Source organism: Enterococcus sp. CSURQ0835, from assembly GCF_902706605.1.
Classification (GTDB): domain Bacteria; phylum Bacillota; class Bacilli; order Lactobacillales; family Enterococcaceae; genus Enterococcus_A.
This window is the reverse complement of the sequence record NZ_CACSLH010000004.1, coordinates 103,476-122,777: the sequence shown is the minus strand read 5'-3', so window position 1 is coordinate 122,777 and position 19,302 is coordinate 103,476. Positions and strand designations below refer to the sequence as shown.

General features: G+C 44.3%; 18 protein-coding genes and 1 pseudogene. 17 read left to right on the top strand and 2 right to left on the bottom strand.

All coding sequences use genetic code 11. The features are described from left to right. A pseudogene (locus tag GVJ38_RS03285) lies at positions 1-273 on the bottom strand (transposase family protein); the annotation flags it as partial. Positions 274-542: 269 nt separating this feature from the next. Here GVJ38_RS03285 and cls point away from each other — a divergent pair. Then, complete coding sequence (cls, locus tag GVJ38_RS03280) at positions 543-2,000, top strand: cardiolipin synthase (protein WP_200849443.1); 1,458 nt, start codon at positions 543-545, stop codon at positions 1,998-2,000. Here the strand turns inward: cls and GVJ38_RS03275 are convergent. After that, a complete protein-coding gene (locus GVJ38_RS03275; RefSeq protein WP_159721745.1) occupies positions 1,980-2,381 on the bottom strand; it encodes a ribonuclease HI family protein in 402 nt (133 codons plus the stop codon). The genes cls and GVJ38_RS03275 overlap by 21 nt on opposite strands. Before the next feature lie 26 nt (positions 2,382-2,407). Between GVJ38_RS03275 and GVJ38_RS03270 the strand changes: the two genes are divergently transcribed. The 16 genes from GVJ38_RS03270 (at position 2,408) to GVJ38_RS03195 (ending at position 19,287) form a co-directional block, all read left to right on the top strand. Then, complete coding sequence (locus tag GVJ38_RS03270) at positions 2,408-2,836, top strand: EbsA family protein (RefSeq protein ID WP_159721744.1); 429 nt, start codon at positions 2,408-2,410, stop codon at positions 2,834-2,836. A 234-nt stretch (positions 2,837-3,070) separates the two neighbouring features. Beyond that, entirely contained in the window at positions 3,071-4,747 is a 1,677-nt protein-coding gene (locus tag GVJ38_RS03265; RefSeq protein ID WP_159721743.1) for a formate--tetrahydrofolate ligase, read from the top strand. 193 nt (positions 4,748-4,940) lie between these two features. Next, positions 4,941-5,642: a CBS domain-containing protein gene (locus GVJ38_RS03260; protein ID WP_159721742.1), complete on the top strand. Its 702-nt coding sequence runs from the start codon at positions 4,941-4,943 to the stop codon at positions 5,640-5,642. Position 5,643: 1 nt separating this feature from the next. Beyond that, positions 5,644-6,102, top strand: a complete 459-nt coding sequence (gene lspA, locus GVJ38_RS03255; protein WP_159721741.1) for a signal peptidase II — start codon at positions 5,644-5,646, stop codon at positions 6,100-6,102. Next, on the top strand, positions 6,092-7,000 hold the full coding sequence (locus GVJ38_RS03250) for an RluA family pseudouridine synthase (RefSeq protein ID WP_159721740.1): 909 nt from the start codon (positions 6,092-6,094) through the stop codon (positions 6,998-7,000). The genes lspA and GVJ38_RS03250 overlap by 11 nt, the downstream gene beginning before the upstream one ends. A 209-nt stretch (positions 7,001-7,209) precedes the next feature. Next, on the top strand, positions 7,210-7,752 hold the full coding sequence (gene pyrR / locus GVJ38_RS03245) for a bifunctional pyr operon transcriptional regulator/uracil phosphoribosyltransferase PyrR (RefSeq protein WP_159721739.1): 543 nt from the start codon (positions 7,210-7,212) through the stop codon (positions 7,750-7,752). Positions 7,753-7,758: 6 nt separating this feature from the next. Then, the gene (locus tag GVJ38_RS03240) at positions 7,759-9,030 is read left to right on the top strand and encodes a solute carrier family 23 protein (RefSeq protein WP_159721738.1); all 1,272 of its coding nucleotides are present in this window, start codon (positions 7,759-7,761) and stop codon (positions 9,028-9,030) included. 14 nt (positions 9,031-9,044) lie between these two features. Beyond that, entirely contained in the window at positions 9,045-9,974 is a 930-nt protein-coding gene (locus GVJ38_RS03235; protein ID WP_159721737.1) for an aspartate carbamoyltransferase catalytic subunit, read from the top strand. A 23-nt stretch (positions 9,975-9,997) separates the two neighbouring features. After that, positions 9,998-11,278: a dihydroorotase gene (locus GVJ38_RS03230; protein WP_159721736.1), complete on the top strand. Its 1,281-nt coding sequence runs from the start codon at positions 9,998-10,000 to the stop codon at positions 11,276-11,278. A 4-nt stretch (positions 11,279-11,282) separates the two neighbouring features. After that, a complete protein-coding gene (locus GVJ38_RS03225; protein WP_159721735.1) occupies positions 11,283-12,362 on the top strand; it encodes a carbamoyl phosphate synthase small subunit in 1,080 nt (359 codons plus the stop codon). Further along, entirely contained in the window at positions 12,363-15,545 is a 3,183-nt protein-coding gene (carB, locus tag GVJ38_RS03220) for a carbamoyl-phosphate synthase large subunit (RefSeq protein WP_159721734.1), read from the top strand. It abuts the gene before it with no gap. A gap of 60 nt (positions 15,546-15,605) precedes the next feature. Next, on the top strand, positions 15,606-16,424 hold the full coding sequence (locus GVJ38_RS03215) for a dihydroorotate dehydrogenase electron transfer subunit (RefSeq protein WP_442896000.1): 819 nt from the start codon (positions 15,606-15,608) through the stop codon (positions 16,422-16,424). Then, positions 16,424-17,347, top strand: coding sequence for a dihydroorotate dehydrogenase (locus GVJ38_RS03210; protein ID WP_159721732.1), 924 nt, complete (start codon positions 16,424-16,426; stop codon positions 17,345-17,347). The genes GVJ38_RS03215 and GVJ38_RS03210 overlap by 1 nt, the downstream gene beginning before the upstream one ends. After that, positions 17,347-18,063 (top strand): orotidine-5'-phosphate decarboxylase, encoded by a 717-nt coding sequence (gene pyrF, locus GVJ38_RS03205; protein ID WP_159721731.1) that lies wholly within the window; start codon positions 17,347-17,349, stop codon positions 18,061-18,063. The genes GVJ38_RS03210 and pyrF overlap by 1 nt, the downstream gene beginning before the upstream one ends. Continuing rightward, positions 18,063-18,692: an orotate phosphoribosyltransferase gene (gene pyrE / locus GVJ38_RS03200; RefSeq protein ID WP_159721730.1), complete on the top strand. Its 630-nt coding sequence runs from the start codon at positions 18,063-18,065 to the stop codon at positions 18,690-18,692. Before pyrF ends, pyrE begins: the two co-directional genes overlap by 1 nt. A 238-nt stretch (positions 18,693-18,930) precedes the next feature. Further along, a complete protein-coding gene (locus GVJ38_RS03195) occupies positions 18,931-19,287 on the top strand; it encodes a hypothetical protein (RefSeq protein WP_159721729.1) in 357 nt (118 codons plus the stop codon). The last annotated feature ends 15 nt before the right edge of the window (positions 19,288-19,302 follow it).

Below are 19,302 nucleotides of genomic sequence, written 5' to 3'. Positions count from 1 at the left end.
ACATTTAAACCGCTGTTTAACGATTCGAAGAATAGTTTTGTAGTTGCTTACGTCATTTAAGAGGATCGAAACCTTTTTCCAGCCCCATTTGATAATGGTTTGCTTATTTTCTTGGTGACAATGAAAGTAGTGTTCAGGTTGATAGGTTCGTTTTCCTTCAAAAACCTTACAGGATTCCCCATCAATAAACTCCTGCGAAAGAGGTTGATCTGAAAACGTGAGATTTAGGTCTAGAATATCGAGGATTTCTTTGATAAAATTTGAGTTGGATATCTTGAAGCACTCCTTTTGATTGGTTTTTGTCGACTTTATTCTAAAGGATTTCAAGATGTCTTTTTGCTTTTTTTCAAAAAAGATAAAAAAGTGTTCGCGACAGATTCTGCCACCAACACTAGATATTATAGAGCCGGCATAACAGCTGTCTTACTCCCTTGTTATTTTTTGTATTTCTCGCTATAATGAAAAAATAAGTTATTTAACTTAAAACAACTGAGAGTAAATAAAAACCAGTAACAAAAGGGGGGATTTGGATGGAATTACAAATGGGGCTAGCTGAACAAGTGATCGGTGGGATCTTTGTGCTGAATGCGATCGGTGCTGCAATCACGGTTTTTCGGAAACCGCGTAGTATCACGACGATTTTAGCGTGGCTGTTGACCTTGATCTTTTTGCCGGTGATCGGTTTTATTTTGTATGCGTTTTGCGGGCGAGGGATCGATGGCGAAACGATTTATCTGTTTGATCAAGAAGATAAAAATCGCGTCAAAGAGATTGGTGAAACGATTGAAAAAGACAATCAAAAAGTGACGACCAATACACCGACCCAACTATATCCAGCCGCCAAAACACTGTCGCATTATTTCAATTCATTGGATGAATCACCGTTGACTGCTCGCAATCAACTGGATTTTTTTTATGATGGAACTGAAAAGTTTGATCATTTGTTCGCGGATTTGAAAAAAGCGGAACGCAACATCCATGTCGAATATTATGCTTTTTTCAATGATCACATCGGCAATCGTTTTTTACGGATCTTAGAAGAAAAAGCAGCGCAAGGAGTCGAAGTTCGTTTGATTTATGATCCGTGGGGCTCGCCCAAAGCCAACAATGCATTTTTTGCCCAACTACGTAAAAATGGCGGTAAGGTCACGGCTTTCATCACTTCAAAAAATATCATCGCGAAAACCCGTTTGAACTATCACTTGCATCGTAAAATCGTGGTGATCGATGGACAGATCGCTTGGACAGGTGGTTTCAACGTGGGCGATCAGTATTTAGGTGAAAGTAAACGCTTTGGCTATTGGCGAGATACCCATGGCCGGATCGTCGGAACGGGGAGTTTTACGTTACAAGAGATCTTTATTCGCGATTGGAATGCTTCGGTGAAAGATCAAACAGATCAGCTAGATTATTTACCCGAATATTTCGTGATACCGCAATCGATCAAAAAAGGGGTTCCGATGCAAATCGTAGCCGATGGTCCTGAAAATGAAGAACAAGTCATCAAAGGTGGGTTTATCCGGTTGATCTTAGCGGCTGAAAAAAGTGTGTGGATCCAATCACCGTATTTAGTTCCAGATGATACGATGATCAACGCGCTTTTGATCGCGGTGCGCTCGGGGATCGATGTACGGATCATGATCCCGGATATGCCGGATCATCCATTTATTTATCGGGCGACGCAGTACTACGCGAATTATTTACATGAACGCGGTGTTAAGATCTATCATTATAAAAAGGGTTTTTTACACGCCAAAACGATGGTGGTCGATGATGAGCTAGCGACATTTGGTTCGACTAATCAAGATATTCGGAGCTATGAGTTGAACTTTGAAGTTTCTAGTTTCATTTACGATCCAGCCGTCGCCAAAGAATTTCGGCGTGTGTTTGAAAAAGATATGCACGATGCTCAACTATTGACGGATCAAATGATCAAAGACCAATCACTGTGGCTGAATTTTAAACAAAAGTTTTCGCGACTACTTTCGCCGATCTTGTAATTTCAACCCTTGGCGCGCTAAATTATCCGCGCCTTTGTTTTTACTTTCGGGGACCCACTGCAAGATCAATAATTGAAATTTAGCACTGATTTGATTAAACTGTGCTAAATATGGCTGAAAACGGTTGTTTTTTGTGTGGCCTTGGTCTAAAATTTTAATGGCCGTTTTACTATCGGAATATAAAAAAATCGATTGCTGGTGCAAGTCGTGTTCCAGCAAATACTGCAATGCATAGATGATGATCGCTAACTCAGCTTCGTGATTCGTCGTTTCAGTTAATGGAACGGCTAACTGTTGCTGGACATCGCCGACGATCAAAAGACCTCCTCCACTTTTTTTGGTTTGGGGATTGGTAGCGGCATCGGTATAAACTTTTAACAAATTAATCATCCTTTTGGAGGAATCGCATGAAAGCAAAAAGGTATTTTTGGCAACCTGAACTATCCCTCAGTATTATTTATTGGTCTGTCTCATTGATCATTTTATTTTATGGTCTGATCTTGACCTTGGAAAATACACGGCCTTACTTAAAAGGCAATTTGATGATCGGCGCATTTTTTCTCGCCGTTTTGATTGGATTGAAACGTTATTTTAAGATCACGGCGGATCGGATCGAGTTGCACTATAGCCGCTTTTGGAAAAAAGAAACGATTAAGATCAGCGAAATCAAAAAAATCGTTGTCGGAAATGACGGGCTCGTGATCATCACGCCGCAAAAAAAGCGTCATTACTTGATGCACAAAAAAAGTCGGGAGCGTTTCGTTGCAGATCTGCGCCAGCGTTTCCCAAAACTAACGATCAATTATCAAGACGCAAAGATTAGTCGAGAAGAGTAATCTTTGCGTTTTTATAGTGGGATGTGTTTCCCGATAGCGAAAAAATTGAAGCAACTTCAGTTTATCTTTTTCACTTTTGATTGTATCATGGAATCAATGTCAAAGTAGTCAGTTGAAAATTTTTAGCAAAAAACCAGTTTCAAACTAATGATTTTTAAGAAAGAAATCGTTATAATGTAGACGGACGAATAAAAAATGGTAAACTTGCACTGATCGTTCGGGAAAGGAAGAGCTATGAAAACAGATATCGAAATTTCACAAGAAACGACCTTAGCACCAATCACAGAGATTGCTGAAAAATTGGATTTAAGTGTGGATGATCTAGAACTTCACGGAAAATACAAAGCGAAGATCGAATTTTCGGCTTTAGAGCGTCTCAAACAAAATCCAGTTGGGAAATTGATTTTAGTGACGTCCATCAACCCCACACCAGCCGGGGAAGGTAAATCAACAGTGACGGTCGGACTGGGAGATGCTTTGAATCAGTTAGGTAAAAAAACTGTGATCGCACTGCGAGAACCTTCATTAGGACCTGTGATGGGGTTAAAAGGTGGTGCGACTGGTGGCGGTTACGCACAAGTTTTACCGATGGAAGATATCAATCTGCATTTTACCGGCGACATGCATGCGATCACGACAGCTAACAATGCGTTATCGGCGTTGCTAGATAATCATATCCATCAAGGCAATGAGCTGAACATCGATAGCCGACGCGTGATCTGGAAGCGTGTGGTGGACTTAAACGACCGTGAGTTGCGTCAGATCGTGGCAGGTTTAGGCGGTCCCGTCAATGGTGTGCCGCGAGAGGATGGTTTTGATATTACTGTTGCTAGCGAGATCATGGCGATTTTGTGTTTAGCAAATGACTTAGCAGATTTGAAACAACGCTTGGCAAACATCGTCGTAGCGTACACCTTTGACCGTCAGCCAGTCACTGTCAGTGATTTAAAAGTGGAAGGCGCGTTGGCGTTGCTTTTAAAAGACGCGATCAAACCGAACTTAGTCCAAACAATCTACCAAACACCAGCTTTTGTTCATGGTGGACCGTTTGCCAATATCGCCCATGGCTGTAATAGTATCATCGCAACTAAAACGGCGTTACATTGTGGCGACTACACAGTGACTGAAGCCGGTTTCGGTGCTGATTTAGGTGGCGAGAAATTTTTAGATATCAAAGTTCCGAACCTTGGCAAAGCGCCTGATCTCGTGGTGATTGTCGCGACGATCCGTGCGCTTAAGATGCATGGCGGAGTTGAAAAAAATGAGTTGAGTGCTGAAAACTTAGCGGCTTTAAAAGACGGGTTCGCTAACTTGGCTAAACATATCCAAAACATGCAAAAGTATGGGCTGCCAGTAGTCGTTGCGATTAACGAATTTATCAGCGATACGCAAAAAGAGATCGACTTATTGAAAGAATTGTGTGAAAACGAAGGAGTCAAAGTCGAGCTAGCGAGTGTGTGGGAAAAAGGTGCTGATGGCGGAGTCGATTTAGCTAAGACGGTCGTAGAGGTGATCGAAGCAAATGCTGAAACGAATTTCCATTCAATCTTCAGTCAAGATAAAGATGATCTCCCAGAAAAAATCGCAACGATCGTTCGAGAAATCTATGGCGGCTCCGAAGTGATCTATTCTAAAAAAGCGAGCCAACAATTAGCCAGCTTCAAAAAATATGGTTGGGATCGTTTGCCGGTCTGCATGGCCAAGACCCAGTATTCATTATCAGATGATCCAAAACAATTGGGAGCACCGACTGATTTTGATGTGACGATCCGCGAATTTGTACCGAAGATCGGTGCGGGCTTTATCGTTGCGTTGACCGGAGATGTCATGACGATGCCAGGTTTGCCGAAAAAACCAGCTGCTTTGAATATGGACGTCGATCAAGCGGGAAATGCGATCGGATTGTTTTAATCAAACGGTGAAAAGGATTGAAAAACGAAAACGGAACCAGCGCGTAACTGCGCTCATCCGTTTTCGTTTTTTGCTAATGTCGGGATTTAATTGGCGCAAACGCTTAGTAAAATGGAAAAGACTTTCTTTCCGAGCGTATTTTTACTATACTACAGAAGTGTCAGTCCGCTAAATTTTTTGAAAGGAGCGACTCATGGGCAAACAAGCAGAAACATTTTTGAGTAGTTACAATCGCATCGAAAAAGAATTGAAACGGCAATTAGGCAATCCCAGCAGTATGGGGTTTAGCGAGATGGTCCGCCGGCTATCGAAAAAACGGGACAATCTCGTGGGCGCGCACGAAAATGATCTATTACAACTGGCGCAATTGCGTAATGCAATCGTGCACGATCAGATCGCGGATGATTTTGTGATCGCTGAACCAAATCCGTGGGCCGTCGAACGGATCTTAACGATTGAAAAAGCGTTGACGGATCCGGAAAAAGTCTTACCGCGCTTTGCTAAAAAAGTAACTGGCTTTGAGCAGACTTTGCCACTTTTAGAACTGATGAAAAGTGTCGCCGCAAAACGCTATTCTCAATTTCCAATCTATGACCGAGGTGTCTTTCAAGGCTTGGTCACATTACGGACGATTGGTTTGTTTTTTGCAGAAGCTAGTTTGAACGGACCGATCGAATTGACGGATCAAACGGTCCAAGAGCTGTTGACTATGACGCAAAAGCGCGCGAATTTTGAATTTGTAGCGGGCGATGTAACGGTAACCGAGGTCGAAAAAATGTTCCACACTGAGAAGTTGTTAGAAGCGATCTTGATCACCAAAGATGGCAATCCTGACGGCAATTTATTAGGGATCATTCGGCCACGGGATATTTATAATCAGAAAGAGGAAGAATAGGGTGATCATTTATTTAGTGTTAAGTCTAGCTGTGATCTTAGCGGATCAACTGTTCAAGGCGTGGATCGTCGCCAATTTTAATCTAGGAGACAGCCACCAAGTGCTCCCGCATGTTTTGTCGTTGACTTACATCCGCAATACCGGTGGAGCCTTTAGTCTTTTTGCCGGCCAGCAACTTTTTTTTATCGTGATCACAGTAGCGGCTGTTGGCGGCGGGATCTATTATTTAGCGCGTCACCGGCAGGAAAGCAAGTGGTTGACGATCGGGCTGAGTTTATTTTTAGCTGGCGCGGTCGGAAATTTTATTGATCGGATTCGCTTGCAGTATGTAGTTGATATGTTCCAACTGGATTTTATCAACTTTCCGATCTTCAATATTGCGGATATGGCACTTGTGATCGGAGTCGCCATGATCTTTATTTACATTCTATTAGATGAGAGAGAAAAAAATGGAAAATGAAATCGAAGTAATCATTCACAAAGAAACCGGTCGGCTCGATAAAGTGTTGAGCGAGCGTTTACCGGAATATTCCCGTTCTCAGATCCAGCAGTGGATCAAAGAACAACACGTCACTAGTAAAGGTAAAGTCGTCAAAGCAAATTATAAAGTTGCAGCGGGCGATGTGATCGTAATCCGAATTCCAGAGCCAGAAGAACTAGAACTGTTACCAGAGGATCTGGACTTGGAGATCGTGTATGAGGATCAAGATGTCGTCGTGGTCAATAAACCGCAAGGCATGGTGGTCCATCCATCAGCTGGTCACAGCCACGGGACTTTAGTCAATGGCTTGTTGTATCAAGTCAAAGATCTTTCAACGATCAATGACGTCGTGCGTCCTGGGATCGTCCATCGCATCGACAAAGATACATCTGGCTTATTGATGGTCGCCAAAAATGACCGCGCGCATGAAGCGCTAGCCAAACAATTAAAAGATAAGACCTCACTGCGAAAATATGTCGCTCTCGTCCATGGCGAGATCCCCCATGAAAAAGGCCGGATAGAAGCACCCATCGGTCGTTCAAAAGTCAATCGTAAAATGCAAGCTGTTGTAGCCGATGGGAAACCAGCTGTCACACACTTTACCGTATTGGAACGCTTTGTCGGCTTCACCCTCGTGGAATTACAATTAGAAACGGGGCGGACGCACCAAATCCGGGTCCACATGCAATACATCGGCTATCCTGTTGCTGGGGACCCGTTATATGGACCGAAAAAAACGTTACCTGGACATGGACAATTTTTACATGCCAAGCTGTTGGGTTTCACGCATCCTACTACGGGAGCCGAAATGGTCTTTGAAGCGCCGCTACCTGAAATTTTTCAAACAACTTTAGCAAAATTAACGAAAAAAGATTGATTTCTCGTTTGAAGAAGGTTATAGTAGTTCTAGCAAAAAAATAATCATAGTAATCCTTTAAGTATAGTCCCGTGAGGCTAAGAAGGAAGTAACTCAGTTGAGCTAAGTGCGCTTAGTACCAGCTGCAGTTTAACTGCGTGTGCAAACATTCCTCCTACCTAATTGCGGGTAGGAGTTTTTTTGTGTCTAAAGTCTAAGGAGGAAACAGGATGTATAGAAAAGAAGTAGTAGACGAAGTAACGATGAAACGAGCGTTGACACGGATCACCTATGAGATTATCGAGCGTAACAAAGGCGTCCAAGATATCGCATTGATCGGGATCAAAACCCGTGGGATCTTTATCGCGCAACGGATCGCTGAACGGTTAAAACAACTGGAACAAATCGACGTGCCAGTCGGTGAATTAGATATCACCTTATATCGCGACGATGTCAAAAACCAAGAACTAGCCGAACCGGAACTTCACTCTTCTGACATTCCGTTTTCAATTGAAGGTAAAGAAGTGATTTTAGTGGATGACGTCTTATTCACTGGACGAACGATCCGAGCAGCTCTAGACGCAGTGATGGATTTTGGCCGACCAAATCGGATCTCACTAGCGGTCTTAGTCGATCGTGGCCATCGTGAATTACCGATCCGCGCAGATTACGTTGGAAAAAATATTCCCACTGCATTGACAGAAGAGATTATCGTCGAAATGGAAGAAAGCGATGGGCAAGATCGAATCTTAATCCAAAAGGAAGAGGAGTAATTTTTCATGACAGAGTTTCACAATGATGATGTCGTTTTAGATATCCACGACCGGCCCAAACTTGGGCATTGGGTGGGCTTGAGTATCCAGCATTTGTTCACGATGTTTGGCGCAACCGTCTTAGTTCCCATTTTAGTGGGGATCAACCCCAGTATCGCGCTCGTTTCATCGGGACTTGGAACACTGGTGTATTTGACCGTGACGAGCGGTAAGATCCCGGCTTATCTCGGTTCTAGTTTTGCGTTTATCGCCGCGATGAAGCTGTTGATGAAATCTGACGGTTACCCGGCGGTAGCTCAAGGAGCGATCACTTGCGGCCTTGTGTACTTGATCGTCTCGCTGATCATCAAAAAGATCGGCTCTAGTTGGTTGGATAAAATTTTACCGCCGATCGTGGTGGGGCCAGTCGTGATGGTCATCGGGTTAGGGCTGGCTTCTAACGCCGCTCAAAACGCGATGTACAATAACGGTCACTACGATTTCAAATACGTGCTAGTGGCGCTGATCACCTTAGCCTTAACGATTTTTTTCAACATGTGTCTCTCTGGTTTTCTAGGCTTGCTTCCGATTCTTTTAGGGATTATCGGAGGGTATTTGACCGCTATGTTGTTTGGGATTATCGACTACCAGCCGATCATAGCCGCGCATTGGTTTGCTTTGCCGGCATTTGAGATCCCGTTTCTAAACTACGCGCCGCGGCTGCATTTAAATGCGATCACGACGATGGCACCGATCGCGTTTGTCACCATGACGGAACACATCGGACACTTGATGGTTTTGAATAAATTGACGAAGCGCAACTTTTTTGAAGATCCTGGTTTGGATCACACGTTGATGGGGGATGGCTTAGCTCAGATCGTCGCCGGTCTAGTCGGTGGTCCGCCCGTAACAAGTTATGGCGAGAATATCGGCGTGTTAGCGATCACGCGCGTTCACAGTGTCTTTGTAATCGGTGGCGCGGCCATATTAGCGATCGGATTAGGGTTTGTCGGGAAATTGAGTGCATTGATCTTGAGTATCCCAGGTCCGGTGATTTCCGGTATCAGTTTTGTCTTATTCGGAGTCATTGCTGCTAGCGGCTTGAAGATCTTGATCGAAAACAAGATCGACTTTGACCGCAAAAAAAATCTATTGATCGCCTCAAGTATTTTAGTGATCGGGATCGGCGGCCTCGTCTTTGAAGCAGGCACCTTTACCTTGTCTTCGATGGCCTTGGCGACTGTGTTAGGAATCGGTTTGAATTTGATCTTACCGGAAAAAGCGCGGAGTGAGAAATAAGGAGGAGTTTTAACGTGATCATCCAATCAGAACAAATCAGTTTGAAACATTTATTAACCGTTGAAGCATTAACGGATCAAGAAGTTTTAGGATTGATCCGACGAGCGCAAGCATTCAAAAATGGAACAGCTCGTTTTTCTCCTCAAAAAGAACAATACTTTGCGGCAAATCTTTTTTTTGAAAACAGTACGCGAACCCATAAAAGTTTTGAAGTTGCCGAAAAAAAACTCGGCTTAGACGTGATCGAATTTGATGCGAAGACGAGTTCCGTTCAAAAAGGCGAAACGCTTTACGATACGGTCTTGACGATGTCAGCGTTAGGCGTGGACATTTGTGTGATCCGCCACGGCGCGGAAAATTATTACGATGAATTGATCCAAAGTAAAACGATCCAATGCTCGATCGTCAACGGTGGCGATGGCAGTGGACAACATCCTAGCCAATGTTTATTGGATCTGATGACGATCCATCACGAGTTTGGTCACTTTGCTGGTTTAAAGGTCGCCATCGTCGGGGATATCACCCACTCGCGCGTTGCTAAGTCCAATATGCAAATGTTAAAACGATTGGGAGCTGAAGTGTACTTTTCCGGTCCGCCTCAATGGTATGACCACAGCTTTGATGTTTACGGGACTTATTTACCAATCGATGAGCTGGTGGAAAAAGTCGACGTCATGATGCTTTTACGCGTGCAACACGAACGTCATGATGGACATGAAAGTTTTTCAAAAGAAGGGTATCATCAGGCTTTTGGTTTGACCTTAAAACGAGCAAAACGGTTACCAAAACAAGCGATCATCATGCATCCGGCACCGGTCAATCGAGACGTTGAGATCGCGGATTCATTAGTAGAAAGCCTTCAGTCGCGGATCACGGAACAAATGCGCAATGGTGTTTTCGTCCGGATGGCGATCTTAGAAGCGATTTTAAACGGTAAAGCCTAAACAATTTCACAAGGAGCGTAATTATGAAGACATTAATTAAAAATGGGAACATCTCAACGACCAAAAATGAAATGACCAAAGCCGATCTATGGTTAGAAGACGGGATCATCAAAGGGATCGGAACAGATTTTAGCGAATTGGAATTTGACCAAGTATATGATGCGAAAAATCAGCTGATCACGCCAGGCTTAGTTGATGTCCATGTCCATTTACGCGAACCAGGTTTTACGTATAAAGAAACAATCAAAACAGGGACTCAAGCGGCCGCTCGCGGAGGATTCACCACCGTCTGCGCAATGCCAAACCTCGATCCTGTTCCTGATACGGCTGAAAAATTGACGGCACTTTATGACTTGATCAAAAAAGATGCCGTTGTTCATGTAAAACAATACGCGCCGATCACAGAAAAATTGCGCAGTGAAGTCTTGACTGATCAAGCGGCTTTGAAAAAAGCAGGCGCTTTTGCCTTCACTAATGACGGTGTCGGGGTGCAAACGGCTGGAACGATGTATCTTGCGATGAAAGAAGCAGCTAAACAAAATCTGGCTTTAGTCGCCCACACAGAAGACGATTCATTATTGTTCGGTGGTGTGATGCACCAAGGAAAAGTCAGTGAAAGATTAGGCTTGCCGGGAATTTTGAGTGCGACAGAATCTTCTCAGATCGCACGAGATGTGATCTTAGCGGAAGCTACGGGGGTTCATTATCACGTCTGCCACGTTTCAACCAAAGAAAGTGTGCGCGTGATCCGCGATGCTAAACGCGCCGGCGTCCACGTGACAGCGGAAGTCTCCCCTCATCATTTACTCTTGACGGATGAAGATATTCCAGCCGATTTCGGTTATTGGAAAATGAATCCGCCATTGCGAGCAAAAGCCGACCAAGCTGCTTTGATTGAAGGCTTGTTAGATGGCACGATCGATTGTATCGCGACAGATCACGCACCTCATGGGTTTGAAGAAAAAAATCAGAGCTTTTTGAAAGCCCCATTTGGGATCGTTGGTTCAGAAACCGCGTTCCAATTGATCTACACACATTTTGTGACGACGGGTCGTTTTACTTTAGAACAAGTGATCGATTGGATGAGCCGCAAGCCGGCTGAAATTTTCGGTTTGACAGCTGGAACGTTGACGGTGGGACAAGCGGCAGATATCGCCGTGTTTGACTTAGATCATGAAGAAAAGATCGACGAACATAAATTTGCTTCCCTTGGTGTGAATACACCGTTTATCGGCTGGCCAGTCAAAGGGAACACCTTAATGACTTTTGTTGACGGTCAGCTCGTCTATAACAAGGAGGACTAAACTAGTGAAACGATTATTGATTTTAGAAGATGGCACCGTCTTTGAAGGCGAGGCCTTTGGAGCTGAAGCAAATATTTTTGGCGAGATCGTGTTTACGACGAGTATGACCGGCTACCAAGAGACGATCACCGATCAAAGTTTCAACGGTCAGATCATTACGTTTACTTATCCGCTAGTGGGAAATTATGGCGTGAACCGTGATGATTACGAATCGATCGCACCGACATGTAAAGGGGTCGTAGTCAAAGAAAATGCGCGCTTAGCAAGTAACTGGCGCAATCAAATGACACTAGATGAATTTTTAAAACGCAAAGGAATTCCCGGCATCTCAGGGATCGACACGCGAGCTTTAACGAAAAAATTACGGCAACACGGTACGATGAAAGCCAGTATGGTAGAACCGGGCGATCAATTAGAACATGCTTTTGATCAATTGAAAGCGACCGTGTTACCGACTAATCAAGTGGCACAAGTTTCTACTACCAAACCTTACCCAAGTCCAGGTGTTGGCCGCAATGTGATCGTGATCGATTTTGGTTTGAAGCACAGCATTTTACGCGAGCTATCAAAGCGCCAATGTAATATCACCGTCATGCCGTATGATACGACAGCTGAGACGATCTTAGAATTGAATCCCGATGGTGTGATGTTGACCAACGGGCCAGGAGACCCCAAAGATGTGCCAGAAGCAATCGAGATGATCAAAAAGATTCAAGGTCACGTTCCGATTTTTGGCATTTGTTTAGGGCATCAATTATTTGCTTTAGCCAATGGCGCTAACACTTACAAAATGAAGTTCGGGCACCGCGGGTTGAATCACCCCGTTCGCGAGATCGCAACCGGTCGGATCGACTTTACTTCGCAAAATCACGGATACGCTGTTGATGAAAAAACGATCGATCCTGAAAAATTGATGGTGACACACGTCGAAGTCAATGACGGCAGCATCGAAGGGATTCGTCACCGGGACTATCCGGCTTTCAGTGTCCAGTTCCATCCGGATGCAGCACCGGGCCCACATGATGCGGTCCATTTGTTTGATGAATTTATGGAAATGATGGATGCTGGAAAGGAGCACGCATAAATGCCAAAACGGACAGATATTCAAAAAATCATGGTGATCGGTTCAGGTCCGATCGTGATCGGGCAAGCAGCAGAATTTGACTATGCCGGCACGCAAGCTTGTTTAGCTTTAAAAGAAGAAGGCTATGAAGTCGTCTTAGTCAATTCGAACCCTGCAACCATCATGACCGACCAAGAAATCGCAGATACGGTTTATATCGAACCGATCACGTTAGAATTTGTTTCCCGCATCTTACGAAAAGAATTACCAGACGCGATCTTACCGACTTTAGGTGGACAGACTGGTTTAAATATGGCGATGGAACTAGCTGACTCAGGTATTTTAGACGAGCTTCAGATCGAATTGTTAGGTACGAAATTATCCGCGATCGATCAAGCTGAAGACCGCGACTTATTCAAAAAATTGATGAAAGAACTCGATCAACCGATCCCAGAATCAGAAATCGTCAACACAGTCGAAGAAGCATTAGCTTTTGCTAAAACGATCGGTTATCCCGTGATCGTACGACCCGCTTTTACATTAGGTGGGACAGGCGGCGGTATGTGTGACACCGAAGAAGAATTAAAGATCGTCGCTGAAAACGGCTTGAAATTGTCGCCGGTGACGCAATGTTTGATTGAGCGATCGATCGCCGGTTTTAAAGAGATCGAATACGAAGTGATGCGAGATTCTGCCGATAATGCAATCGTAGTCTGCAACATGGAAAACTTTGATCCCGTGGGTATTCATACCGGAGATTCGATCGTCTTTGCTCCGAGCCAGACTTTATCAGATTATGAATACCAAGAGTTGCGGGATGCTTCACTAGCGATCATCCGCGCGTTAAAAATCGAAGGTGGCTGTAATGTCCAACTAGCCCTTGACCCTCACAGCTTCAATTACTATGTGATCGAAGTCAATCCACGGGTCTCACGGTCTTCTGCGTTAGCTAGTAAAGCGACGGGCTATCCGATCGCCAAATTAGCAGCGAAGATCGCAGTCGGTTTGACCTTAGATGAAATGAAAAACCCCGTAACGGAAACGACCTATGCCGAATTTGAACCGGCGCTGGATTATGTCGTTGCCAAGATCCCGCGCTGGCCGTTTGATAAATTTGAAAGCGGCGAACGGGTCTTAGGAACACAAATGAAAGCCACCGGTGAAGTGATGGCGATCGGTCGGAATATTGAAGAAGCTTTACTAAAAGCGGTGCGCTCATTAGAGATCGGGACGACCCATCTCGAATTAGCAGAATTACACGATGTGACCGATGATAAATTGACTGAAAAAATCGTCAAAGCTCAAGATGATCGCTTGTTTTATTTAGCGGAAGCTTTGCGCCGTGGGTATACGATTGAAGAGTTGAGTGAATTAACAAAGATCGATCTGTTCTTCTTAGATAAAATTTTACACATCATTGAGATCGAAAAAGCGTTAGCTGAAAAAATCGAAGACTTAACGGTGTTGAAAATCGCTAAGCAAAATGGTTTTACCGATCATAAAATCGCTCAACTATGGGGCAACGCTGAAGCAGACGTGCGCGCACTGCGCAAAGCCGAAAAAATCACGCCCGTCTATAAAATGGTGGATACGTGTGCAGCTGAATTTGAATCACAAACGCCGTATTTCTACAGCAGTTATGAATTTGAAAATGAAAGTATTCGTTCTGAAAAACAATCCGTCTTAGTTTTAGGTTCAGGTCCGATTCGGATCGGGCAAGGAGTGGAATTTGATTACGCCACCGTCCATTCAGTCAAAGCGATCCAAGCGGCAGGCTATGAAGCAATCATCATGAATAGTAATCCCGAAACTGTCTCGACTGATTTTTCGATCTCAGATAAATTATATTTTGAACCGTTGACCTTGGAAGATGTTTTGAATGTGATCGAGTTGGAACAACCGATCGGCGTCATCGTCCAATTCGGTGGCCAGACCGCCATCAACCTTGCTGCACCATTAGTGGCAAATGGTGTGAAGATCTTGGGAACAGACATCAAAGATTTAGACCGCGCGGAAGATCGTGATTTGTTTGAGCAAGTGTTAAAAGACTTAGACATCCCACAACCAGAAGGCGATACCGCAATCAGTGCCAAAGAAGCGGTAAAAATCGCCGAACGGATCGGCTACCCAGTCTTAGTGCGGCCAAGTTATGTCTTAGGTGGACGGGCGATGGAGATCGTCGAAAACCAAGCCGACTTAGAAGATTATATGGCAAACGCCGTCAAAGCTTCACCTGAGCATCCAGTCTTAGTCGACCGTTATCTAGTCGGAAAAGAATGCGAAGTCGATGCCATCTGTGACGGTAAAACGGTGTTGATTCCAGGAATTATGGAACATATCGAACGGGCCGGCGTCCATTCAGGGGATTCGATGGCAGTTTATCCTCCCCAAACTTTTTCGGATCAAATCAAACAGACGATTGAAGACTACACGCGGCGTTTAGCATTGGGAATGAATTGCATGGGCATGATGAATATCCAATTTGTCATCCATGACGAACAAGTTTATGTGATCGAGGTCAATCCGCGGGCGAGCCGGACTGTTCCGTTTTTAAGTAAGATCACGAATATTCCAATGGCTCAAATCGCGACAAAAGCTATCTTAGGTCAAAGTTTGACCGACTTAGGCTATCATGATGGCTTGTATCCAGAAAGCCGCTTAGTCCACGTGAAAGCGCCGGTCTTCAGCTTTACTAAATTACAAAAAGTCGATACTTACTTAGGACCGGAAATGAAATCCACTGGGGAAGTCATGGGTTCAGATCGTAATTTAGAAAAAGCATTGTATAAAGCGTTTGAAGCTGCGGGTCTGCATTTACCAAGTTATGGTGCTGTCTTGTTTACGATCGCCGATGAATCAAAAGCAGAAGCCTTAGAGTTAGCGAAACGGTTTAAAGAAGTCGGCTATAGCTTACTAGCCACTTCTGGAACGGCAGAGTTTTTTGAAGCACACGGTTTAAGTGTCAAACGTGTCGCAAAAATCTCCGAAGCAACGGAAGAGAATGTCTTGGAACTGATCCGGTCTGGTCAAGCCCAAGTCGTGATCAACACGATGGATAAAGATCGCCAAAACGCGTCTGAAGATGGTTTTATTATTCGCCGCGAAGCTGTGGAACATGGCGTGCCACTGTTTACATCACTGGATACAGCAAATGCCATCTTAAAAGTGATGGAATCGCGAGCTTTTTCGATCCAAGCGATTTAACTGAAACTAGCATAAATCAAGTCAGCTACTGATTTGATCCAAGCAAAAATTTTTAGAAGTGTGCTCCAGCCGAGCTCACTTCTTGTCAATAGGAGGCCGCAAATGAAACAAGAAATGATGACGATCAAAAGCCAACGCCAATTAGCACCGCGAATCTTTGAAATGGTCTTGGCAGGCGAATTAGTCAATGAGATGAAACAACCGGGCCAGTTTTTACACATCAAAGCACCGCGAGCAGATCTTTTGTTGCGTCGACCGATCAGTTTAAATCAGATCGATCCCGTTAAACAAACGTGTACGATCATTTATCGGACAGAAGGTGATGGGACAAAAGCCTTTGCGCAACTAAAAGCGGGGGACAAACTCGATGTGATGGGGCCATTAGGAAACGGATTTGATCTCAGCGGCTTGAAGTCTGGCGATACGGCGTTTGTCGTCGGCGGTGGGATCGGCGTGCCTCCATTATATGAACTATCGAAACGGCTGATCGAAAAAAATATCCAAGTCGTTCATTTTTTAGGCTTTGCTTCAAAAGAAGTGATCTACTACGCCGCTGAATTTCAAGCATTAGGCAAAACACGTTTTGCGACCGATGACGGGACTTTTGGTCTGCAAGGCAATGTCGGAAACTTGTTGCTGGCTGAAAAACAGCAGCCGGATGCCGTTTTTGCTTGCGGGAACAACGGCTTGTTAAAAACTGTTGAACAGCTTTATCCGCAGCTTGATAATATCCAATTATCTTTAGAATCGCGCATGGCTTGCGGGATGGGCGCTTGTTATGCTTGTGTGGTACATTTAGCCGATGACGAGACTGGCTTAAAAAGTGCGAAAGTCTGTGAAGATGGTCCTGTTTTCAAAGCTGGAAAGGTGGTCTTTTAATGAATCCATTAGCCGTTAAACTCCCCGGACTTGATTTGAAAAATCCAATCATGCCAGCCAGTGGTTGTTTTGGTTTTGGCAAAGAGTACGCAGATTATTATGATTTGAATCAACTAGGTTCGATCATGATCAAAGCTACGACGCCTAAAGCACGCTTTGGCAATGAAACGCCGCGTGTGGCAGAGACACCTAGCGGGATGTTAAATGCGATCGGGCTGCAAAATCCTGGACTTGAGGTGGTCTGTCATGAGATCTTACCAAGTTTGGAACAATACGAAGAACTTCCAATCATCGCTAACGTGGCCGGCTCATGCGAAGAAGATTACGTGGAAGTTTGCCAAACGATCAGCCAAGCCAAAAATGTTCACGCCATCGAACTGAATATCTCTTGTCCCAATGTAAAACATGGCGGGATGTTGTTCGGGACCGACCCTGAGATCGCCTATCAACTGACAAAAGCTGTCAAATCCGTTTCCGAAGTTCCGATCTATGTGAAACTGACTCCGAATGTCACGGATATCGTTGTGATTGCTAAAGCGATCGAAGCAGCCGGAGCCGATGGTTTTTCCATGATCAATACGTTGATGGGAATGCGGATCGATCTGAAAACCCGTCGGCCGATCTTAGCCAATCAAACGGGTGGCTTATCTGGTCCAGCGGTTAAACCGGTAGCGATCCGTTTGATCCATCAAGTCGCCGGAGTAACGGACTTACCGATTATCGGAATGGGTGGTGTCCAAACGGTGGATGATGTTTTAGAGATGTTTATGGCCGGAGCTAGTGCGGTAGCGGTGGGGACAGCTAACTTCACTGATCCATTCATCTGTCCGAAATTGATCGAGCAATTACCAGCTCGAATGGCCGAACTGGGGATCGAATCTTTAGAACAATTACGACAAGAAGTCAAGGAGGCACGCAACTAATGGAAAAACGACCGATCATCGCATTAGATTTTGCAAACCAAGCAGAGGTAGCTCAGTTTATGGCTCAATTTCCAACGACCGAAAAGTTATTTGTCAAAATCGGAATGGAATTATTTTATCAAACCGGTCCGGCAATCGTGAAAGAATTGATTGCCCAAGGTCACGCGGTCTTTTTAGATTTAAAACTCCATGATATTCCGAATACAGTTCAAAAAGCAATGCGTGGCTTAGCGAGTTTAGGGGTTTCGATCGTCAATGTCCATGCAGCGGGTGGGATCGAAATGATGCAAGCCGCTAAAAAAGGATTAGTCGAAGGGACACCGACTGGGAAAAAGATTCCGCAACTGATCGCAGTCACGCAATTGACTTCAACTAGTGAAGCTCAGATGCACGCAGATCAATTGATCGAGGTTTCGCTAACTAAAAGCGTCATCCATTACGCGCAATGTGCTAAAAAAGCCGGACTAGACGGAGTCGTCTGCTCAGCGTTAGAAGTCGCACAAATCAAAGCTGCAACAGATACAGATTTTGTCTGCCTCACACCGGGGATTCGACCGCTTGGCGCTGAGGTGGGAGATCAAAAGCGGGTCGTTGATCCAGCAAAAGCTCGCACGATCGGTTCGACTTATATCGTGGTGGGTCGCCCCATCACTCAAGCTGCTGAGCCGTATCAAGCGTATTTAAAAATCAAACAAGAATGGAATGGTGAACAGTAATGGCAATGGCAGAAACAATCGCGAAAGATCTTTTAGATATTCAAGCAGTTTTTTTGAGTCCCGACGAACCGTTTACGTGGGCGAGTGGGATCAAAAGTCCGATCTATTGCGACAATCGGATCACGATGAGTTACCCAGCCGTCCGCCGTGCGATTGCACAAGGGTTAGCTGAAAAAATCAAAGCTGAATTTCCGACAGTCGAAGTCATCGCCGGTACTGCAACTGCAGGGATTCCCCATGCAGCATGGGTCGCTGAACTGTTGAATTTGCCGATGGTCTATATCCGCAGCAAACCAAAAGATCACGGTAAAGGAAATCAAATCGAAGGCCGTATCACCAACGGACAAAAAATGGTCGTGATTGAAGATTTGATCTCAACGGGAGGCAGCGTGTTAGAAGCTGCTGCTGCTGCAAATAAGGAAGGCGCAGAAGTCTTAGGTGTAGCGGCGATCTTTACGTATGAATTGCCACAAGGAAAAGAAAACTTTGCTAAAGCTGAATTGCCACTGCTGACTTTGACAAATTATTCTACTTTGATCGAAACTGCACGGACAGAAAATAAAATCACCGCAGCACAATTAGCGTTATTAAAAAAATGGCGAGAAGATCCAACAGGTTGGTTGGATTAAAGTTTGAACGGATTGTGTTAACAGGAACTTACGAATTTTAAATAAAAAGACAAGAGCGCGCAAAAAGCGGAGTTAACTTTTTGCGCGCTCTTATTTAGTGATGATTCGTTTGGGACAATCTACCAGGATGAGGATCAAAAATTTCTGGCTAGTGAATTAATCATGAAATCGTTTTTTTGTTATAATAAATTTATGAGGTTACGCGTTAGTTGTGATCAGAAAGATTAGGAGGGATCAAATGAAAGTGTTCAAAGCGCGGTTAGCTGAAATTTTAGGACTAGGCATTTTCAATCTTATTTGCTGGCTGACGATGCATTCTACTAACTTACTGGCTGGAAGTTGTGTGATGGTATTGTTTATTTTATTGTTAGCGTTGATCTATGATCGCAGCAAACGGTTGCAGCAAAAACGGAACTTGACTAGTGGACATTCCGGGTTCAGTTTGTTACTTCTTTTGATCTTGTATGTGGAAAGTTTGATTTATATCACAACGACCGATCTTTTTTTATTGCTGCCAGTAGTGGTGTTGATGCTGCCGTATTTTATGTATCAGTACATCACAGCAGTTTTACTAGCGGAAATTAAAACACCTTAGTAGAAAGCGACTACT

Excerpts from the sequence above, each read along its gene's own strand:
- cls (WP_200849443.1), top strand. The coding sequence starts at position 543 with ATGGGGCTAGCTGAACAAGTGATCGGTGGGATCTTTGTGCTGAATGCG.
- GVJ38_RS03270 (WP_159721744.1), top strand. The coding sequence starts at position 2,408 with ATGAAAGCAAAAAGGTATTTTTGGCAACCTGAACTATCCCTCAGTATT.
- GVJ38_RS03265 (WP_159721743.1), top strand. The coding sequence starts at position 3,071 with ATGAAAACAGATATCGAAATTTCACAAGAAACGACCTTAGCACCAATC.
- GVJ38_RS03260 (WP_159721742.1), top strand. The coding sequence starts at position 4,941 with ATGGGCAAACAAGCAGAAACATTTTTGAGTAGTTACAATCGCATCGAA.
- GVJ38_RS03250 (WP_159721740.1), top strand. The coding sequence starts at position 6,092 with ATGGAAAATGAAATCGAAGTAATCATTCACAAAGAAACCGGTCGGCTC.
- pyrR (WP_159721739.1), top strand. The coding sequence starts at position 7,210 with ATGTATAGAAAAGAAGTAGTAGACGAAGTAACGATGAAACGAGCGTTG.
- GVJ38_RS03240 (WP_159721738.1), top strand. The coding sequence starts at position 7,759 with ATGACAGAGTTTCACAATGATGATGTCGTTTTAGATATCCACGACCGG.
- GVJ38_RS03230 (WP_159721736.1), top strand. The coding sequence starts at position 9,998 with ATGAAGACATTAATTAAAAATGGGAACATCTCAACGACCAAAAATGAA.
- carB (WP_159721734.1), top strand. The coding sequence starts at position 12,363 with ATGCCAAAACGGACAGATATTCAAAAAATCATGGTGATCGGTTCAGGT.
- GVJ38_RS03210 (WP_159721732.1), top strand. The coding sequence starts at position 16,424 with ATGAATCCATTAGCCGTTAAACTCCCCGGACTTGATTTGAAAAATCCA.
- pyrF (WP_159721731.1), top strand. The coding sequence starts at position 17,347 with ATGGAAAAACGACCGATCATCGCATTAGATTTTGCAAACCAAGCAGAG.
- pyrE (WP_159721730.1), top strand. The coding sequence starts at position 18,063 with ATGGCAATGGCAGAAACAATCGCGAAAGATCTTTTAGATATTCAAGCA.
- GVJ38_RS03195 (WP_159721729.1), top strand. The coding sequence starts at position 18,931 with ATGAAAGTGTTCAAAGCGCGGTTAGCTGAAATTTTAGGACTAGGCATT.